This window comes from Oceaniglobus sp. K40-3 (assembly GCF_055808395.1).
This window is the reverse complement of the sequence record NZ_CM147868.1, coordinates 1,049,899-1,067,529: the sequence shown is the minus strand read 5'-3', so window position 1 is coordinate 1,067,529 and position 17,631 is coordinate 1,049,899. Positions and strand designations below refer to the sequence as shown.

Annotated in this window: 14 protein-coding genes and 1 pseudogene; 5 read left to right on the top strand and 10 right to left on the bottom strand. The window is 62.7% G+C overall.

The features are described 5' to 3' along the window. Nucleotides 1-53 precede the first annotated feature (53 nt). The 3 genes from gloB to AC0L7P_RS05460 all read left to right on the top strand — a co-directional run bounded on the left by gloB (nucleotide 54) and on the right by AC0L7P_RS05460 (nucleotide 4,310). Nucleotides 54-827, top strand: a complete 774-nt coding sequence (gene gloB / locus AC0L7P_RS05470; RefSeq protein ID WP_473434813.1) for a hydroxyacylglutathione hydrolase — start codon at nucleotides 54-56, stop codon at nucleotides 825-827. Nucleotides 828-998: 171 nt separating this feature from the next. Beyond that, nucleotides 999-3,320, top strand: a complete 2,322-nt coding sequence (gene clpA / locus AC0L7P_RS05465) for an ATP-dependent Clp protease ATP-binding subunit ClpA (RefSeq protein WP_473434812.1) — start codon at nucleotides 999-1,001, stop codon at nucleotides 3,318-3,320. Between the two features lie 6 nt (nucleotides 3,321-3,326). Further along, the gene (locus AC0L7P_RS05460; RefSeq protein WP_473434811.1) at nucleotides 3,327-4,310 is read left to right on the top strand and encodes a M23 family metallopeptidase; all 984 of its coding nucleotides are present in this window, start codon (nucleotides 3,327-3,329) and stop codon (nucleotides 4,308-4,310) included. Between the two features lie 6 nt (nucleotides 4,311-4,316). On the opposite strand, the gene AC0L7P_RS05455 is transcribed toward AC0L7P_RS05460, so the two are convergent. The 4 genes and pseudogenes from AC0L7P_RS05455 to AC0L7P_RS05440 all read right to left on the bottom strand — a co-directional run bounded on the left by AC0L7P_RS05455 (nucleotide 4,317) and on the right by AC0L7P_RS05440 (nucleotide 8,838). Beyond that, a complete protein-coding gene (locus AC0L7P_RS05455; RefSeq protein ID WP_473435406.1) occupies nucleotides 4,317-6,680 on the bottom strand; it encodes a peptidoglycan -binding protein in 2,364 nt (787 codons plus the stop codon). Continuing rightward, nucleotides 6,667-7,011 (bottom strand): hypothetical protein, encoded by a 345-nt coding sequence (locus AC0L7P_RS05450; protein WP_473434810.1) that lies wholly within the window; start codon nucleotides 7,009-7,011, stop codon nucleotides 6,667-6,669. The genes AC0L7P_RS05455 and AC0L7P_RS05450 overlap by 14 nt, the downstream gene beginning before the upstream one ends. 3 nt (nucleotides 7,012-7,014) lie before the next feature. Next, a pseudogene (locus tag AC0L7P_RS05445) lies at nucleotides 7,015-8,218 on the bottom strand (biopolymer transporter ExbB). Nucleotides 8,219-8,292: 74 nt separating this feature from the next. Next, the gene (locus AC0L7P_RS05440; RefSeq protein ID WP_473434809.1) at nucleotides 8,293-8,838 is read right to left on the bottom strand and encodes a gamma-glutamylcyclotransferase; all 546 of its coding nucleotides are present in this window, start codon (nucleotides 8,836-8,838) and stop codon (nucleotides 8,293-8,295) included. A gap of 92 nt (nucleotides 8,839-8,930) precedes the next feature. Here AC0L7P_RS05440 and AC0L7P_RS05435 point away from each other — a divergent pair, with 92 nt between their 5' ends. Together AC0L7P_RS05435 and AC0L7P_RS05430 are read left to right on the top strand one after the other, a co-directional pair. Beyond that, nucleotides 8,931-9,920 (top strand): DUF2125 domain-containing protein, encoded by a 990-nt coding sequence (locus tag AC0L7P_RS05435; protein WP_473434808.1) that lies wholly within the window; start codon nucleotides 8,931-8,933, stop codon nucleotides 9,918-9,920. After that, nucleotides 9,898-11,100 carry a winged helix-turn-helix domain-containing protein gene (locus AC0L7P_RS05430; protein ID WP_473434807.1) on the top strand — a complete coding sequence of 401 codons (1,203 nt, stop codon included), beginning with the start codon at nucleotides 9,898-9,900 and terminating at the stop codon, nucleotides 11,098-11,100. The genes AC0L7P_RS05435 and AC0L7P_RS05430 overlap by 23 nt, the downstream gene beginning before the upstream one ends. Here AC0L7P_RS05430 and AC0L7P_RS05425 read toward each other — a convergent pair. The 6 genes from AC0L7P_RS05425 to AC0L7P_RS05400 form a co-directional block, all read right to left on the bottom strand. Beyond that, complete coding sequence (locus tag AC0L7P_RS05425; protein ID WP_473434806.1) at nucleotides 11,097-11,924, bottom strand: extensin-like domain-containing protein; 828 nt, start codon at nucleotides 11,922-11,924, stop codon at nucleotides 11,097-11,099. The genes AC0L7P_RS05430 and AC0L7P_RS05425 overlap by 4 nt on opposite strands. Beyond that, nucleotides 11,921-12,841 carry a prephenate/arogenate dehydrogenase family protein gene (locus AC0L7P_RS05420; RefSeq protein ID WP_473434805.1) on the bottom strand — a complete coding sequence of 307 codons (921 nt, stop codon included), beginning with the start codon at nucleotides 12,839-12,841 and terminating at the stop codon, nucleotides 11,921-11,923. Before AC0L7P_RS05420 ends, AC0L7P_RS05425 begins: the two co-directional genes overlap by 4 nt. Then, nucleotides 12,838-13,926, bottom strand: coding sequence for a histidinol-phosphate transaminase (gene hisC, locus AC0L7P_RS05415; protein WP_473434804.1), 1,089 nt, complete (start codon nucleotides 13,924-13,926; stop codon nucleotides 12,838-12,840). The genes AC0L7P_RS05420 and hisC overlap by 4 nt, the downstream gene beginning before the upstream one ends. 176 nt (nucleotides 13,927-14,102) lie before the next feature. Next, nucleotides 14,103-14,723, bottom strand: coding sequence for a 30S ribosomal protein S4 (rpsD, locus tag AC0L7P_RS05410; protein WP_473434803.1), 621 nt, complete (start codon nucleotides 14,721-14,723; stop codon nucleotides 14,103-14,105). 159 nt (nucleotides 14,724-14,882) lie between these two features. Beyond that, nucleotides 14,883-15,968, bottom strand: a complete 1,086-nt coding sequence (locus AC0L7P_RS05405; protein ID WP_473434802.1) for a Hint domain-containing protein — start codon at nucleotides 15,966-15,968, stop codon at nucleotides 14,883-14,885. A gap of 166 nt (nucleotides 15,969-16,134) precedes the next feature. After that, a complete protein-coding gene (locus AC0L7P_RS05400) occupies nucleotides 16,135-17,628 on the bottom strand; it encodes a S8 family serine peptidase (RefSeq protein ID WP_473434801.1) in 1,494 nt (497 codons plus the stop codon). Between the last annotated feature and the right edge of the window lie 3 nt (nucleotides 17,629-17,631).

Here is a 17,631-nt window from a genome sequence, read left to right as displayed (position 1 = left end):
CGCCCGATTGCTGCAAGTGTTGGGTAACATAGGAACCAAAAGAGTAGAACGCCATGTCCCTTGATCTTGCCGTCATTCCCTGCCTGTCCGACAATTACGCGTTTCTGCTCCATGATACCGAAACCGGGGCCACTGCCCTGATCGACATTCCCGAATCGCTGCCCATTCATCGGGCGCTTCTGGCGCGCGGCTGGACGCTCAGCGAAATCTGGATCACCCATCACCACGATGACCATATCCAAGGGCTTGCCGGGCTGCTGGCCGATCATCCCGGCGCTTTGGTGACCGGCGCCACCGCCGATGCACACCGTTTGCCGGCGCTGGACCGCAAGGTAAGCGACGGCGACACCTTCGAATTCGCGGGCCATGCCGTGCATGTGCTGGACGTGTCTGGCCATACCATGGGCCATATCGCCTTTCACGTGCCGGATGCCCGCGCCGCCTTTACCGCCGACAGCCTGATGGCGCTGGGATGCGGGCGGCTGTTTGAGGGCAGCCCCGAAACCATGTGGGACAGCCTGAGCAAACTGGCCGCCCTGCCCCCCGACACCCTGATCTGTTCGGGCCATGAATACACCGAAACCAACGCCCGCTTTGCCCTGAGCGTGGACCCGGACAATGCCGCCCTGATTGCCCGCGCCGAGGCGATTCAGCGTGACCGCGCCATGCAGGTGCCCACGGTGCCGTCGCTGCTGTCCGAGGAACTGGCCACCAATCCATTTCTGCGCGCCCATTTGCCAGAACTGAAAGCGTACCTATCTATGCAAGACGCCAGCGACGCAGCCGTCTTTGCCGAGATCCGCGCCCGAAAGGACAGGTTCAAATAGTGACCGATTCTGCGCCACTTGCATCTGCCAAACGTCACACAAGGTTAAAATGTGAACGCTTGGACAAAGAAAAACCTTGAAGCAGGGCCATAAACAACCAAGCTTTAAGATTAAGAGGCCACGGTCGGAAAAGGAATCCTTTGCCGACCCAAGACAGGAAGGAGCACGGCGGTGCCTTCATTTTCAACGACACTTGAGCAAGCCATCCATTCAGCACTGGCCCTGGCCAATGCCCGCCGACACGAACTCGCCACGCTGGAACATCTGCTTCTGGCGCTGACCGACGAACCTGACGCCGCCAAGGTGATGCAGGCCTGTTCGGTCGACATCGAGGAACTGAAAACAACTCTGGTCGATTTCATCGACGATGATCTGTCCACCCTCGTCACCGATGTCGAAGGATCGGAAGCGGTGCCAACCGCCGCGTTCCAGCGGGTGATTCAGCGCGCCGCGATCCATGTGCAGTCTTCGGGCCGCACCGAAGTGACCGGCGCCAACGTGTTGGTCGCGATCTTTGCGGAACGTGAATCCAACGCCGCCTATTTCCTTCAGGAACAGGACATGACCCGCTATGACGCGGTGAATTTCATCGCCCATGGGGTGGCCAAGGATCCGTCCTTTGGCGAAACCCGCTCTGTCAGCGGCGCGCCCGAAGAGGCCGGGGAAGACACCCAGATCGAAGAGGGTGACGGCAAGGAATCGGCGCTGGCGAAATATTGCGTGGATCTAAACACCAAGTCCCGCAAGGGCGATGTGGACCCCCTGATCGGGCGCAGTCACGAGGTGGAACGCTGCATTCAGGTGTTGTGCCGCCGCCGCAAGAACAACCCCCTTCTGGTGGGTGATCCGGGCGTCGGCAAAACGGCGATTGCCGAAGGTCTGGCCCTGAAAATCGTGCGCGGTGAAACGCCCGAGGTTTTGGCGTCGGCCACCATTTTCAGCCTCGACATGGGCGCACTTCTGGCTGGCACAAGGTATCGCGGCGATTTCGAAGAGCGGCTCAAGGCCGTCGTGACCGAGCTTGAGGAGCATCCCGACGCGGTGCTGTTCATCGACGAAATTCACACGGTGATCGGCGCCGGGGCCACGTCTGGCGGCGCGATGGACGCGTCCAACCTGCTGAAACCGGCCTTGCAGGGCGGCAAACTGCGCTGCATGGGCTCAACCACCTATAAGGAATTCCGCCAGCATTTCGAAAAGGATCGCGCACTGTCCCGCCGGTTCCAGAAGATCGACGTGAATGAACCCTCGGTCGACGATACGGTCAAGATCCTGAAAGGTCTGAAAGAATACTTCGAAGATCACCACGGCATCAAATACACCGCCGACGCGATCAAGACGGCGGTGGAACTGTCGGCGCGCTATATCAATGACCGCAAATTGCCCGACAAGGCCATCGACGTGATTGACGAGGCGGGCGCCGCACAACATCTGGTCGCGGAATCGAAACGCCGCAAAACCATCGGCACCAAGGAGATTGAGGCGGTGGTCGCCAAGATCGCCCGCATTCCGCCCAAGAACGTCAGCAAGGACGACGCCGAGGTGCTGCGCGATCTGGAAGGTTCACTCAAACGGGTGGTGTTCGGGCAGGATACGGCGATCACCGCCCTGTCCAGCGCCATCAAACTGGCCCGGGCGGGCCTGCGCGAACCGGAAAAACCCATTGGCAACTATCTGTTTGCCGGTCCTACCGGTGTGGGCAAAACCGAGGTGGCGAAACAACTGGCCGATACGCTGGGGGTTGAGCTTTTGCGCTTCGACATGTCGGAATACATGGAGAAACACGCCGTTTCGCGACTGATCGGCGCGCCTCCGGGCTATGTCGGGTTTGATCAGGGCGGGATGCTGACCGATGGTGTCGATCAGCACCCCCATTGCGTGCTGTTGCTGGACGAGATCGAAAAGGCGCACCCCGATGTGTTCAACATCCTGTTGCAGGTGATGGACCACGGCAAGCTGACCGATCACAACGGGCGCGCGGTGGATTTCCGCAACGTGATCCTGATCATGACCTCCAACGCGGGTGCCGCCGATATGGCCAAGGCCGCCATTGGTTTTGGCCGCGACAAACGCGAGGGCGAAGATACCGCAGCGATCGAGCGGATGTTCACCCCCGAATTCCGCAACCGTCTGGATGCGATCATCAGTTTCGGCGCCCTGCCGAAAACGGTGATCCTGCAAGTGGTCGAAAAGTTCGTGCTGCAACTTGAGGCGCAGTTGATGGATCGCAATGTCCATATCGAACTGACCAAACCCGCCGCCGAATGGCTGGCCGAGCGGGGCTATGACGACAAGATGGGCGCGCGGCCCCTTGGCCGGGTGATTCAGGAACACATCAAGAAACCGCTGGCCGAGGAATTGCTGTTTGGCAAACTGGCCAAGGGCGGTGTCGTCAAGGTGGGCGTGAAGGATGGCAAGATCGACCTGCGGATCGAACCACCCGAAACCCGGCGTCTGGCCTCGAAAAAGCCGCCGCTTCTGACGGCGGACTGAACCGGTTTGCCACGTTACCTGCTGACGGCAACATTGATCCTTCTCGCGGCGCCCGCCGCCGCGAGAGACCCTGTTTTAAGCCTGCCACTTGACTGCACTCTGGGCAAAACCTGCTTTATTCAGCAGTATACCGATGCAGATCCAGGCAAGGGCGCGGCTGATTTCACCTGCGGCCCGCTCAGTTATGATGGCCACAAGGGCACCGATTTTGCCCTGCCCGATCTGGCCGCGATCACCAAAGGCGTTGATGTCTATCCTGCCGCCCCCGGCACCGTGATCGGGGTACGCGATGGCATGGTCGATCAGCTTCAGAACACCGAAAACGCCCCCGATGTCAGCGACAAGGAATGTGGCAACGGCGTTGTCCTGCGCCATGGTGATGGCTGGGAAACCCAATATTGCCACCTGAAACGTCGTTCAGTAAAGGTGCGCAAAGGACAGAAGGTCGGCACCGACACGGTCATCGGTCAGGCCGGGCTGAGCGGGCGAACCGAATTCCCCCACCTGCACCTGTCCGTGCGCAAGGACGGCAAGGTCGTTGATCCGTTCAACGCAACGGGCAACATTTTCTGTGGCGAAGCCCCTGAAAAATCGCTCTGGAAAGACACGCCGCCCTATCGCCCCGGGGGCCTGATCGCTGCGGGGTTTGCACCCAATGTCCCGTCCTATGATGCCATCCGGGCAGGCACGGCAAACACCGCCACACTGTCCGGCGATGCGCCGGCGCTGGTGATCTGGGCGGCTGCTTTTGGCGGACAGAAAGATGATGAGGTTTTGCTGGAAATCGTCGGGCCGGATGGGCCGATCCTGTCGCAGACTGTCACGCTGGAAAAGGCGCAGGCGCAGTTCTTTCGTGCGGTGGGCCGAAAGCGCCCAAAGGGCGGCTGGCCTGCGGGCGATTATCTGGGCCTCGTGCGCCTGATCCGGGACGGTGTTGAACTTGAAAGCCTCGGCGCGGATCTGACCATCACCGCCATACCCCCGGGGTAGGGGGGATTAACGCTCGGTCAGTTTCAGCTCGATCCGGCGGTTCTGCGCCCGCGCCTCGGGGGTGTGGGCCGGGTTTACCGGGTAGAATTCGCCAAACCCGGTGGGGGCCAGCCGGTTGGCCGGAAAATGCAGGTCTTCGGTCAGAAAGCGCACCACCGACAGGGCACGCGCCTGGCTGAGTTCCCAGTTGTCGGCATATTTGGCACTGGGGTTCAGCGGCACGTCGTCGGTATGTCCATCCACGCGCACCACCCAATCAATATCTTTCGGGATTTCGTCGGCCACCTCAAACAACAGCCGCGCCACCCGGGCAATCTGTGCCCGCCCCGCATCGGACAGGTCGGCAGAGGCGCTTTCGAACAGCACCTCGGACGAGAATACAAAACGGTCCCCGACGACACGCACGCCTTCGCGGTCGCCCAGAAGGTCGCGTAGTTTTCCAAAGAATTCCGACTGATACCGCTCCAACCGCTTGCGTTCGGCGGCTTCCAGTTCGGCGCGCCGCTTTGCCTCGATCGCGGTGCGGGCAAGGGCCGCGTTCAAATCGGCCCCCAGCGTTTCGATCCGCACCCGAGAGGCGGCGTCTTTGTCGCTTGCCAGATCCAGCAGGGCCTGAAGTTCGTCCAACTGGTCGCGCAATTTGGTTACCTGTTGGTTCAGCACTGCCAACTGGCGCTGGCTTTTTGCCGATTTGGCCTCTTCGGTTTTCAACTGCTCGTTTGCGGTGTCCAGCAATGCGGCACGTTTTTCGGCCTCGCTCAGGCGCGCTTTGGCCTGACGCTCGGCGGCGAGTTTGGCCGCCAGGGCCTCGGCCAGTTGATCGCGCAACGCGTCTTGCCCGTCCACGGCCCCCGACAGCGCCGCCGCCTCGCTGCGCGCCGCCTCAAGCGCGGCGGCAAGGCGATCACGCTCGGTCGCCTCGCGCCCCGCTTCATCGCGCAGTTTTGCAACCTCCGCTTCGGCGTCGCTCAGCCGGTCGCGGGCCGCTTGCAGATCCCCCTGAAACATTTCCTTTGCCGCCTCTGCCGCCCGCAGCGCCGCAGAGATCGACGCCAACTCCTCGGTCGTTTCATCTTTTTGCGCCAGTGCCGCGCGCAACAGCGCCGCACCTGAATCGCGTTCCTCTGCCGCCGCATCCCGGGCGGCAAGGGCCGTGGACAGGGCCGCTTCGGCCTGTTTCAGCTCATCCGCAAGGGCCGCACGCGCGCTCAGGGCCGCCGCCAGTGCCGTCGCAGCGTCATTGCGTTCGGCGTCGCCTGCCGCGAGGGCTGCGCTTAACCGCGCCGTAAGGTCGGCGTTGGTATCGCCCGATGTCGCCAGCGCCGCCCGTGCCTGGGTCAGTTCCTCGGCGGTCTGGTCGCGCGCCAGCAGCGCGGCAGCCAACCGTTCGTCCAGCGTGGCCGCATTGGTTTTGGTATCGGCAAGGTTGGCCCGGGTTTCGTCCAAAGCCTTGCGCAGATCATCCTCAGCCAAAAGCGCCGCGGCCAGATCGCGGTTCAGGGAATCGCGATCCTCTTTCGTCTCGGCCAGCGTTTTTTCCAGCGTGGCGGCGGCGCTGCGCCCTTCGTCGCGGGCCAGAATGGCGGCGGCAAGACGGGTGTTCAGATCGGCGCGATCTTCCTTCAGCGCGGCCATCTGTTCACCCAGCGCAGCGACCTGTTCGGCTGTCTTGCCCTCGGCCAGCAAAGCTGCGGCCAGCTTTTCGTTCAGGGTTGTACGGTTGGTTTCGGCCTGATCCAGCGCAATCTGCAAGGCGGCGACCTCGGCGTCGGATTTGTCTTTCGTCAGCAGGGCCATGGCCAGACGCCGGTTCAGATCGGCCTTCTCGTTCTCAAGCTGTGAAACGGTTGCGGTGCTGTCATCCTTGGCCAGCAGGGCAGCGGCAAGGCGTGCGTCCAGATCTTTTTCCGCCGATTTGGCAGCGGCCAGCAGGGTCAGCGTTTCTTCGGCACGGGCGCGCTGTTGCTCCAGCGCCAGTGTCATCGCCGAAAGTTCGGCATCGGATTGTTTCAGCTTGTCACGCAGGGCTTCGGCGGCGGCGGCTTCGGCAAGACGCGCCTTTTCTTCGTCACTCAGGCGGGATTCGGTGTCGGCCAGCGCCGTGTCGCGCTCTTTCACCTTGCTGCGCAGCTCTGCCGTCATCGCCTCCAACGCCTCGCGCCGGGCGGCGGCAAGGCGGGCCTGTTCGGTCTGCGCGTCGATTTCATCGCGGGCCTTGGCCAGGGCCAGTTGAACCTGCTCTTGTTCGCTCAGCAGTGTGCGCTGCGCCTCTTTCAGCTCCTCCACCGTGGCGCTCAGGGCCTCGCCCTGGGCAAGGGCCGTATCACGCTGCGCAAGAAGCGACGCGACCTGAGATTCAAAATCCGCGATCTCGCGCGCCCTGATCCTCGGTCTGGGCCGTGAGGCTGGAAATCAGCGCATCCTGTTCGGCGGCGCGGTCGTTGGCCGCCTGCAATTCATTGCCAAGATCGCTGTTGCGCGCCTTTTCCAGCCCCAAAAGCCGGGTCAGCCCCGCAACTTCGCTTCCCAGTGAATCAAGTTCGTTTTCCTGACCGGAAATTTCTTCACGCAGGACGAACTGGACGACCATGAAGATGGTCAGCACGAACATCATGACCAGCAACAGCGCCGTCATCGCATCGACAAATCCCGGCCAGATGCTGTTGGAAACCCGCTGAGACGATCTGCGCGTCAGAGCCATGGATCAGCCCCGCCCGCCATTGACCGGCTGGATGTCGCCCCGCGCCCCCTGCCCGCGCACAGCGCGGATCAGTGATTTGATATCGCTGCGCAATTCGGCGGTTGCCTCTTGCCGTCCGGCGGCCATTTCTTCCAGCAGGCGCAACAGTTGCACATCAATCGAGCGCAGGCGCATCCGGCTTTCGGCGTCCATGCTGCCACCGCCCTGTTCGGCCTGGGTGTCAAGGGCATCGGCCAGCCGCTCCTGCCCGCGCGCGACACGGTCCAGCGCTTCGCTGACCGACCCTTCGGAGGCCATCCGTTGGGTCATCTGTTCGATTGACGTCGCCAGGGTGCCCAATCGTTCGTCCACGGCGATGCGGCTGGCTTCGCCCTCGGCGAACATGGTTTGCAACTGGTCCATCTGCTGGGACATGTAATCAAGAACGGCGGCCACCATGCCCGCCTCGCCCTGCCCGTCCCCCTCGGCGCCGGCATAGCCAAGGCGCGTGATGCTGGACAACCATTCCTCAAGCTCGCGATAAAACCGGTTTTGCCCGTGACCGGCGAACAGCTCAAGCAGGCCCACAACCAGCGACCCGGCAAGCCCCAAAAGGGACGAGGAAAACGCCACCCCCATGCCGCCAAGTTGCGATTCAAGCCCGGCCATGAGGCGGGCAAACACCTGCATCCCGTCTTCGCCCTGATGGGGGGCCAGACCGCGGATGGTTTCGACAATGGCCGGAACAGTGGTGGCAAGGCCATAGAACGTTCCGAGAAGCCCAAGGAAAATCAACAGATTGACGATATATCGGGTGATATCGCGCGCCTCGTCGATCCGGGTTGCGACCGAATCCTGAATGGAACGGGATGACGAGGCGGAAATCTGCATCTGATGCCCGCGCGAGCCGCAACAGCGCCGCCAGCGGTGCCAGAAGGCGCGGCGCCTTGACGAATTCATGGCCCGGATTTTCGGCCACGAACCCCTCGATCCAGCTGACCGATTGGAACAATTGCACCAACTGCCAGAAACAGGCCGCGATCCCCAGAACGAAAACGATGGCGATAAATCCGTTCAGCCACGGATTGGCCAAAAACACCGGTGCGACCCGGGGAAACGCCACATAGCCACCGATGCCGACCAGCACCAGCACCACCAGCATCATGGTGATCTGTCTGATCGGTTGGGTGAATTGCGCCTTGACCTTGTGCTCGGCTTTGCCCGCCATGGGTTGTCGTGCCCCCTCAAATATTGCAGTGCAGAATAGACATCGTTCAGGGAATGTCCAATCACCCTTGGCGATTAGCCCGAGGTGAGGATTTCGCGCACCCGCCCGTCAAGCCACGCCAGATCGGGATCGGGAATACCCACCTCGACCAGATGGGCCACGGTGTTGAACAGATATTCGGTGTTCGGCCCCCGTCCGCCCACCGCCGTGGCGATAATCCGCGCCTGTTCCTCAAGGGGCAAGCCGCCGCAATATTGCACATGGTCGGTATCCACCACATAGGACACGGCCTGTACCTCGCGCCCATCGGCAAGGGACAGGGGCAGGATGCGTTCAACATAGGCCGATGAAATCAGTTCGCGGGCGCGCAGGTCTGTAAGGGTCTGCGCCTCGGCCCCCGGTTCCACCCGAAACCCCAGACCGACACAGCAGGCATCGGGCGCCGGGTCCAGCGCCAGAACAAGCCCGGGGTCATCTTCGGTGCCGCGATGATGGATTGAACGCATACAGAATGTCCGACTGTGGGCATTCAGGGTCGCGACAGATCGCTCGGCCACCGGAAACCCAGGGTTCCACATCAGTGATCCGTATCCGAACACCCACATTTCTGCTTGCGTCATCGCTCTGGTCCTTATGTTGCGGGGCCTGTAAACACCACCTGAGGCATGGGGGAAAGGGGCCGGAATGCGCAAATTACTGGCCGTTGTCGTGATTGCGGCGGCTCGCGTGGGGCGGATATTGGTTTGTCGGCTCATCTGCGGTTGAACGCGGGTTGACCGCGTGGTTTGACGCGCGGCGCGCCGATGGCTGGGTGGCCGATTATACCAGCCTGAACACCTCGGGGTTTCCCAGCCGCTTTGACACCACGATCACCGATCTGAACCTGTCCGATCCGCGCAGTGGCCTTGACTGGTCGGCGCCGATATTCCAGATCCTGTCGCTCAGCTACAAACCGCATCACATCATCGTGGCGCTGGCCCACAGCCAAAGCATTTCAACCCCGGCCGAGAGGATCGACATCACCAGCGATCAGATGCGCGGGTCGGTGGTGTTCGAACCTTCAACCGCGCTGCCGGTCGATCATTCGGCCTTTGTGATGCACAATGTTGCGCTCAGCGCCAGCACCGGCTGGACAAGCCGCCTTGACGAGGGGCGATTTGCCACGCGCAAAACCGCGGCGCAGGAAAACACCTATGACATCGCGTTTACCGCCCTTGGCTTTGCCCCCACCAATGCAACGCGCCGAGCGCTCGATCCTGCGGGCAAATTGCCAGATACCGTTGAAACCCTGACCATTGACACCACCGTCGCCTTTGATGCGCCCTGGGACAGGTTCGCCATAGAAGGCCCCCACCCAAGGATCACCGACCTGAAACTGAACGCCCTGCGCGCCACCTGGGGTGATCTTGATCTGCGGGCCACGGGCGATCTTTCGGTGGATGGCGGGGGCATTCCGACGGGCAACATCACGGTGACCGCCACCAATTGGCGCGAGATGCTGAAAATGGCCGTAGCGGGGGGCGCCATGCCCGCGTCCCTTGCGCCCACGCTTGAAAAAGGGTTGGAGGTATTGGCCGGGCTGTCAGGCGATCCGGGAACGCTGGACATCCCGCTCCGCTTTCAGGATGGCATGGTCAGCGTCGGCCCCGTGACCCTTGGCCCCGCCCCCGGTTGCCGTGATGGCCCTGCCCCGGCTGGATAACACACTGGCGCGGCGGCTGTTTCTTGACCGCCACCAGCTGCTTGCGCCCCCTTCAGGGCCGGGCAAGGGCGCCGACCTTTTGGGCCTGATCACCGATCTGGGGTTTGTGCAGGTCGACAGCGTGAACACCGTTGAACGTGCCCACCACATGATTTTGCACGCCCGGCGCACGGCCTATCGCCCCGCGCACCTTGCCCGACTGCTGGAGCGTGACCGCAGCCTGTTCGAACACTGGACCCATGACGCGGCGGTCATTCCCGTGGATTTTCTGCCCCATTGGCAGTTGCGCTTTGCCCGTGATGGCGTGCGGCTGGCACAGCGGTGGTCCACCGAACGCCGTCCCGGGTACCGCGCCGAATGTGGCAATGTCCTGCACCGCATCCGCACCAGTGGCCCTTGCCGGTCCGATGACTTTGCCGACCGCAGCAGCGGAAAAACCGGCGATGGCTGGTGGGATTGGCACCCCTCCAAAACGGCGCTGGAATATCTCTGGCGCAGGGGCGATCTGGCGGTTGCCCGGCGCGAAGGCTTTCGCAAGGTTTATGATCTGGCCGAGAATATTTACCCGCCGCTCAGCGCACGCACCGAAAGCGAAACCATCCACTGGGCCTGCACCGCCGCGCTTGACCGGCTGGGGTTTGCCACCTCGGGCGAATTGGCCGCGTTCTGGGCATTGATCACCCCTGCCGAGGCCCGGACATGGTGCGCCGAGGCGCTGGCAACAGGCGAAATCATCGAGATCGACGTGCAATCCCACGACGGCACTTGGCGCCGCCACTTTGCGCGGCCCGGTGTCATGCAAACCGCTGCCGCCCTGCCCGCCCCCGGCAATATGGTGCGCGTGCTCAGCCCGTTTGATCCGGCCCTGCGCGACCGCAAGCGCGCGCTGCGCCTGTTCGGATTCGATTACCGGATCGAGATTTTCACCCCCGCACCAAAGCGCAAATACGGCTATTATGTCTTTCCCCTGATGCAGGGTGACCAGATGATCGGACGGATCGACACAAGCGCCAATCGTGCCGCAGGCGCGCTTGGGGTGACCGCGCTTTGGCCCGAACCGGCTGTCCGTTTCGGAGCGACACGAGTGGCGCAACTGACTGCGGCCCTGACCCGCACCGCGCGCCTTGCCGGGCTTGACCATCTGATCTGGGCCGATGGTTGGTTGCGCGCCGAACCTTAACGGCAGTAAGATCCGCCGCGATACCGGGCCGTATCAAGATGGAAATGGTTCTGGTGAAACCGGTTGGCGTTCGGCCCCAGAACCGTGCCGAACGGGCCGCAGGCCGCCCGGTGCATCGCCTTGAGCAATGGCCCCTGCTGTTTGTTGCGCCAGCCATTCAGCACACTTACCTCGACCCCGTTGCGCAACACGATCCCGGCAATATCAATGGCGTGGCCCTTGCCATGTTCGGAAATCTTGGCGCCTTTCACATTGTTGCGCCCCCGACAGGAATACCCGGCGATGACCCTGAGCGAGGCAGCGCCGCCACCCAGCCGCCCGATGGTGGGCTTCACGCCCCGTTCAACCCATGTTTTCAACGCTTTGGCCGTGGTGCAATCCATCGTCGCACCGGTGGACAGGGCAATTCCCGCCACCGATGTCACCCGCACCGGCGCCGCGACCCCGCAACCCTGGATTCGCCCGGCGATGGGTGACAGGCGCGCCCCCTGAATGGCGCTGTCACCACAAATCGCGCCCTTTGCCCCGGCCACGGGCGGCGGCGGCGCCACGCGAAACCCTGCCGCGGCCACAGTCGCACGACGGCGCAGGTTTTCCGGGCGCGCTGGCGGGCGGGGCGAGCGGGCAACACCGCCCGCCAGCGCCGCCTCAACCACCTTGGTGTTCGGTGCAGGCACCTGAACATCGCGCAGAATGCGTGCAATGACATCATTCGTGACAGCGGGGCGTGGTTCGGGGCGACGCGAAACATTTGGCGCCCCGGCCCCCGCAACACCTGCATTCAGCAGGGCTATTGCAAGGGTCAGCGCGCCAAGTAATTTCATCGTTTCTGTATGCTCCGTCCAAAATTCGGGGCGTCGGTATCCTGGCCGGCTTCGATGATTCCCCGCCGGATCGCCCGTGTCCGGGTAAAGTAATCGAACAGATGGTCGCCGTCACCCTTGCGGATCGCCCGTTGCAGCGCGAACAATTCTTCGGTGAAACGCCCGAGAATTTCCAGCGTCGCTTCCTTGTTGTTCAAAAACACATCGCGCCACATGGTCGGATCGCTGGCCGCAATCCGGGTAAAATCGCGAAACCCGGCGGCGGAATATTTGATCACCTCGCTGTCGGTCACACGGCGCAGATCATCGGCCACACCCACCATGGTATAGGCGATAAGGTGCGGTGTGTGACTGGTGACGGCCAGCACCAGATCGTGATGTTCAGGGTCCATCTCATCGACCAGCGCGCCCATCGCCTCCCACAACGACCGCAGTTTCGCCACCGGCGCGTCGGGCGTGCCATCGACCGGCACCAGCAACAGCCAGCGGTTTTCAAACAGTTCGGCAAAGCCTGACCGCGGGCCGGAATGTTCGGTGCCTGCCAATGGGTGGGCCGGGACGAAATGCACGTTTTCGGGCAGATGCGGGCCGACCGCCTCGATCACTGCCTTTTTCACCGACCCGACATCGGACACCGTACAGCCGGGTGCCAGATGCGGCGCGATTTCGGCGGCAACCGCCCCCATTGCCCCCACCGGCACGCAAAGCACCACCAGATCGGCGCCCTTTACCGCCTCGGCGCTGGTTTCGGTGATCCGGTCGCACAGCCCCAATTCCGCAGCAATCGCGCGGGTTTCCGGCGACCGCGCGGTGCCGACGATTTCACCGGCCAACCCGGCGCGTTTCATCGCCAATGCCATGGATCCGGCGATCAATCCCAGACCGATCAGGGCAACCCGTTGGTAAATCTGGCTCATCCGTCCTGGCCCTTGAACCCTGCGATCGCATGAACCACCCGGCGGCAGGATGCCTCATCCCCCACGGTGATCCGCAGGCAATCAGGGAGCTTGTATCCCGCCACCTTGCGCACCAAAAGGCCCTCGGCCCGCAGATGCGCCTCGCAGGCGTTCGCCTCATCCGGATCATGGAACCGCGCCAGAATAAAATTGGCGCAAGAGGTATCACTGGGCACCCCCAGTTCAGCCAGCGCCTTGGCCAGCCATGCCCGCATCCGTGAATTTTCGGCCCGGCATTTTTCAACATAATCGGTATCGCGCAATGCGGCCTCGGCGGCAGCCATCTGCAATTCCGACAGGTTGAACGGCCCGCGCACCCGGTTCAGGGCGTCGATCACATGGTCCGGCCCATAACCCCAGCCGATGCGCAGCCCGCCCAGCCCATAGAGTTTGGAAAACGTGCGCGTCATGAACACATTTTCCCGCTTGTCCACCAGTTTGGCGCCGCCGTCGTAATCCTCGACATATTCGGCATAGGCGCCATCCAGCACCAACAGCACATGTTCGGGCAGATCGGCCGCCAGACGCGCCATTTCATTGCTGCCGATCATCGTGCCGGTCGGGTTGCCCGGGTTGGTGACAAACACCAGACGGGTGCGGAAATTTACCGCCTCCAGAATGGCGTCTACATCGACCTTGCGTTCGTGTTCGCACACTTCGATCGGGGCCGACCCGGCGGCCAGCGCCGAAATGCCGTACATGGAAAATCCGTGTTCCGTGTGAATCACCTCGGTCCCGGGGCCGCCGTAGGCCTGACAAAGAAAGGTGATGATCTCATCGCTGCCATTGCCACAGATCACGCGCGCGGGGTCCAGCCCGTGAACAGCACCGATGGCCGCACGCAATGCCCCATGATCGGACATTGGATAGCGGTGCAGTTGATGCACGGATTTGCGCACTGCTTCCTTCGCCGCCTCGGACGGGCCGAACGGGTTTTCATTGCTGCTCAGCTTGACCACATCATGGGCGCCGGCAATCTTGCTCGCGCCTCCGACATAGGGGCTGATTTCCAGAACACCGGGCTTTGGCTGTATGGCGTGTGACATCGTGACGTTCCCCTTTGCCCGGGTTCTAGCGGGGGTGGGGAACAAAACCAGAAGCCTTGTTGCCCGCAGAGCACGCAACGGAAATTTTGTTTCGCGCTGCGGTTTTATAGTCACGCGGAACCAAAAAGGGCCGCCGCAGTTTCCCGCGACGGCCCCGAATTCGGTATCTGCTCAGATCAGTTCTGAGCGTAGTATTCGATCACCAGGTTCGGTTCCATCTGAACCGCATAGGGCACATCGCCCAAACCGGGGGTGCGCACGAACGTGGCGGTCATCTTGGAATGATCAGCCTCGACATAATCGGGCACGTCACGCTCGGCCAGACCGACAGCTTCCAGCACAACGGCCAACTGCTTGGATTTGGCGCGCACTTCGATCACGTCACCCTCTTTCACGCGGTAAGAGGGGATGTTCACGCGCTGACCGTTCACGGTCACATGGCCGTGGTTCACGAACTGGCGGGCGGCAAAGATCGTGGCAACGAATTTGGCGCGGTACACGACAGCATCCAGGCGACGCTCCAGCAGGCCGATCAGGTTTTCACCGGTATCGCCTTTGACACGCTCGGCCTCGGTAAAGATGCGGCGGAACTGCTTTTCGGTCAGATCGCCGTAATAGCCTTTCAGTTTCTGCTTGGCGCGCAACTGAAGACCGAAATCCGAAACCTTGCCCTTGCGGCGCTGGCCGTGCTGGCCGGGGCCATATTCACGACGGTTCACCGGCGATTTGGGACGGCCCCAGATGTTTTCGCCCATGCGTCGGTCAATTTTGTACTTGGCAGAGGTGCGTTTTGTCACCGTCTGATCTCCTTCTTTTGTGCCCGTTGGCGGGCGTGAAGGGCGTTGTCCTTTGGGGTTTCCCCGACAGGCATCCCCTTGCGGGGGCCACCAACACCAATAAAACACGCCCCGAAAAATCGGGGCGCTGGCCGGGTCATACCCGTCTGAGTGGTGGTGTCAAGAGGCCGGTTGCACCGCCCGGCGACGCACCCGCCCCCGCGCCTCGTGCAGCAGGATCGCCGCTTCGGGCGATGACAGCATCCTGCGGGCCGTATCGCCAAAACTGTGCGGGTCGGTTTGCACATCCGGGGTGCAATCAAACAGGGCCGTGCGCTGTGCATCCGGGATCGCATCAAGCGGCGCGTGGGCAGGATGAAAACTCTCGCTCGCGACGCCATTGGCCCAAACCACATGATGGGCCGGCAACATGATGTGATAATAGACCACCTCGCGCATGCCATGATCGCGGATAACGGTGCGATCGTTGATCATATCGGCAGCGGCAACCAGCACCTCGGAGGTATTGAACAACGCCTGCGCCACGTCACCACGCACCAGAATGCGATGCTGTGGTGAAACGATCAGATCCGGCGCCGGACATTCAAGGCCGAGCGCGCCGGTGCGAACACGGATCGGCCGCAGGTCGGGAAGGGCCAGCAGCCGCGCGCCGGTGATGCGACGATGGCCAATCCATTGCACCGGTTGCGCCCCACCGTCACGGGTTTCGATCATGTCGCCCTGTTCCAGCCGTTCAACCGCGCGCGGCCCGTCGGGCGTGCGCAGAAATGTTCCCGCGGCAAAGCAGATCACGCCAGTGTCACGCACAGGTGGGGCATCGCGGCCCCCGATCGCCCGCGTCACCCAAAGATCGCGGTCGCGCGGTGGCATCCGTTCGGGAAACAACAGCAAAGGCCGGGCAAGCCGCGCCGTTTCAATCAACATCACCGGATAGGAGAGCCGACCATCGGTTACAACAAAGCAGCGGTCGAACAGCGGTTCGTCCGAATCGTCATCACCGATCTGCGGCAGGGCAAAGGATGCCCCGACCAGACGGCGCACAATGCGCCCCGCGCGTCTGCGCAATTCATCTTCGCCTTCCGGGCCGCTGAGAACCAGAACATCGTTCGGACCGTCCACGCGCACAGGCGCACCATGCCAGCGCCACGTGACGCCAACATCCAGAGACGCAACAGGCGCCCCGGCCAATCCATCAATCTCGGTCTGCGACCAGGAAACGACGAACGTGCCTCGAAAGCCCGCCATCCTGATATAAACCTGCCACTGCTCGTTTTTTTATTGGGTTTATTTTACCAGACGACGCATGGGCTGCCTAGAATAACGGCGTGTCACCAGTGGCCATATATGTAATCTTGCCGCCGAACCGGGTTTATTGTTGCAAATATTCCACAGATCGGCGGCAAGGCCCGTGTCAGGGGGTGGCAGCACCGCCAATATTTCCCCAGCCAAGCGACGGCTCACCCCGCTGCGCATCATAGGGCCGCCCCCCGACAAGCGCCGCCTTGATCGCCGAAGGCGCCGTGCCCCGCGCCAACCGCCCGGTGGAAAACCCAAGGCTGATCAGGCCCGCCGCCACCCCGGTTGCCGCCGAGGTGCCGCTGAATTCGCAAAAGAAGCTGGCGAACTCAAACGCCACCGGTGCGCCCCCCGGCCCCGGCTCATCGCGCCAAACCTTCTGGAACGCGCTGCTTGAATATCCGGGGCGTCCGGCCACATCGGTGGAAATCAGGGTTTCCACGGCCACCGGACAGGCGCCTTCACGGTCAAACAGGCGCTGCTCGTCCGTGCTGTCCAACTCGGCAAACGGATCAAGCCGATAGGCGTCGGCATCCAGCGCCGGCGCATCGCCCGACAGCGCAAACAGGGTGACCGGCGCGCCGCTCTCCGCCCCGGCGGAATAAGAGGCGCGCAATCCGTCCGACGTACAGGCCCCCACAGCCACGATGCCATTGTCCGGCGCGGCCAGATTGGCAGGATAGGCGATCATGCCATCCCCCGCATTGCCCGCCGCGCACAGGATCAGACGGCGCGATGATACATCCAGAAATGCGTCTTTCAGCCCGTCCCAGGCGGCCAGTGCGGCGGCGTCCGATGGATTTGCCTCGGCCCCTGTATCGGTCTGACCAACGGGCACCATCCCCGTGGCAGGGGGCGTTGCAGGCACCATACCCACCCCTGAACGTGTCGGGTCAGGCAAGGAGGCGGCCAGCACGATAACATCGGCCCCGATCAGATCGGCATAGGCAAGGGCCGCGCACATCTGATTGGGGTTCGGCATCGCGCTGGTGGAAATCGGCACGATTTCGCAGAACGGATCAATTCCGGCATAGGGCAGCGCCACTTCGGTTTCGCCCGCATCCCGGGGCCGGGGCGACAGGCGGGCCGGTTGGTGCAGATACACCTCGGACGCCGGCCGCGCACCAATCAGCCCCGCCATCGAAGTGCCATGGCCGCTGAACGCCCGCGCGGTGGCGGGGCGGGCTCCGTCATGGGTGGCATAGGCCTGGCCCAGATCGCGCAGGAACCGGTCGCGCGCGCTGTCCCCTGCCCCTGCGGCGGCGGCGGCATCTGAAATCAGCCCGGACCGGGCCTGTGCCTCGGCGCCCGACAGATCGGCCCGCGCCACGGCGAACACGCCCAGATCACGCGCGGCAAAATCAATGGCGCGGGCGCGGTCGATGGCCGGGGCGAGGCAGGGATGATCCAGATCCACCGACGTGTCGATCAGGGCAACGCGGGTTTTCTGCGTCCCGCTGCGCACCTTGCCCCAGGCATCGGGGCTGGAAAACCGGGTCAGATCAGTCACGACGCCCAATCGTTCAAGATGCCAGAGCGCATGATAGGTGGGATAGCTGCCCGCGTGTTGCGGTTCGCTGTCGGCGGGGCTTTTTACGTTGAATGCCATGGT

What these genes read in the sequence shown, in the direction of transcription:
- AC0L7P_RS05440 (WP_473434809.1), bottom strand. Translation starts at nt 8,838, where the DNA reads ATGACGCAAGCAGAAATGTGGGTGTTCGGATACGGATCACTGATGTGG.
- AC0L7P_RS05450 (WP_473434810.1), bottom strand. Translation starts at nt 7,011, where the DNA reads ATGGCTCTGACGCGCAGATCGTCTCAGCGGGTTTCCAACAGCATCTGG.
- gloB (WP_473434813.1), top strand. Translation starts at nt 54, where the DNA reads ATGTCCCTTGATCTTGCCGTCATTCCCTGCCTGTCCGACAATTACGCG.
- hisC (WP_473434804.1), bottom strand. Translation starts at nt 13,926, where the DNA reads ATGTCACACGCCATACAGCCAAAGCCCGGTGTTCTGGAAATCAGCCCC.
- AC0L7P_RS05425 (WP_473434806.1), bottom strand. Translation starts at nt 11,924, where the DNA reads ATGAAATTACTTGGCGCGCTGACCCTTGCAATAGCCCTGCTGAATGCA.
- AC0L7P_RS05430 (WP_473434807.1), top strand. Translation starts at nt 9,898, where the DNA reads ATGGCCCTGCCCCGGCTGGATAACACACTGGCGCGGCGGCTGTTTCTT.
- AC0L7P_RS05400 (WP_473434801.1), bottom strand. Translation starts at nt 17,628, where the DNA reads ATGGCATTCAACGTAAAAAGCCCCGCCGACAGCGAACCGCAACACGCG.
- AC0L7P_RS05405 (WP_473434802.1), bottom strand. Translation starts at nt 15,968, where the DNA reads ATGGCGGGCTTTCGAGGCACGTTCGTCGTTTCCTGGTCGCAGACCGAG.
- AC0L7P_RS05420 (WP_473434805.1), bottom strand. Translation starts at nt 12,841, where the DNA reads ATGAGCCAGATTTACCAACGGGTTGCCCTGATCGGTCTGGGATTGATC.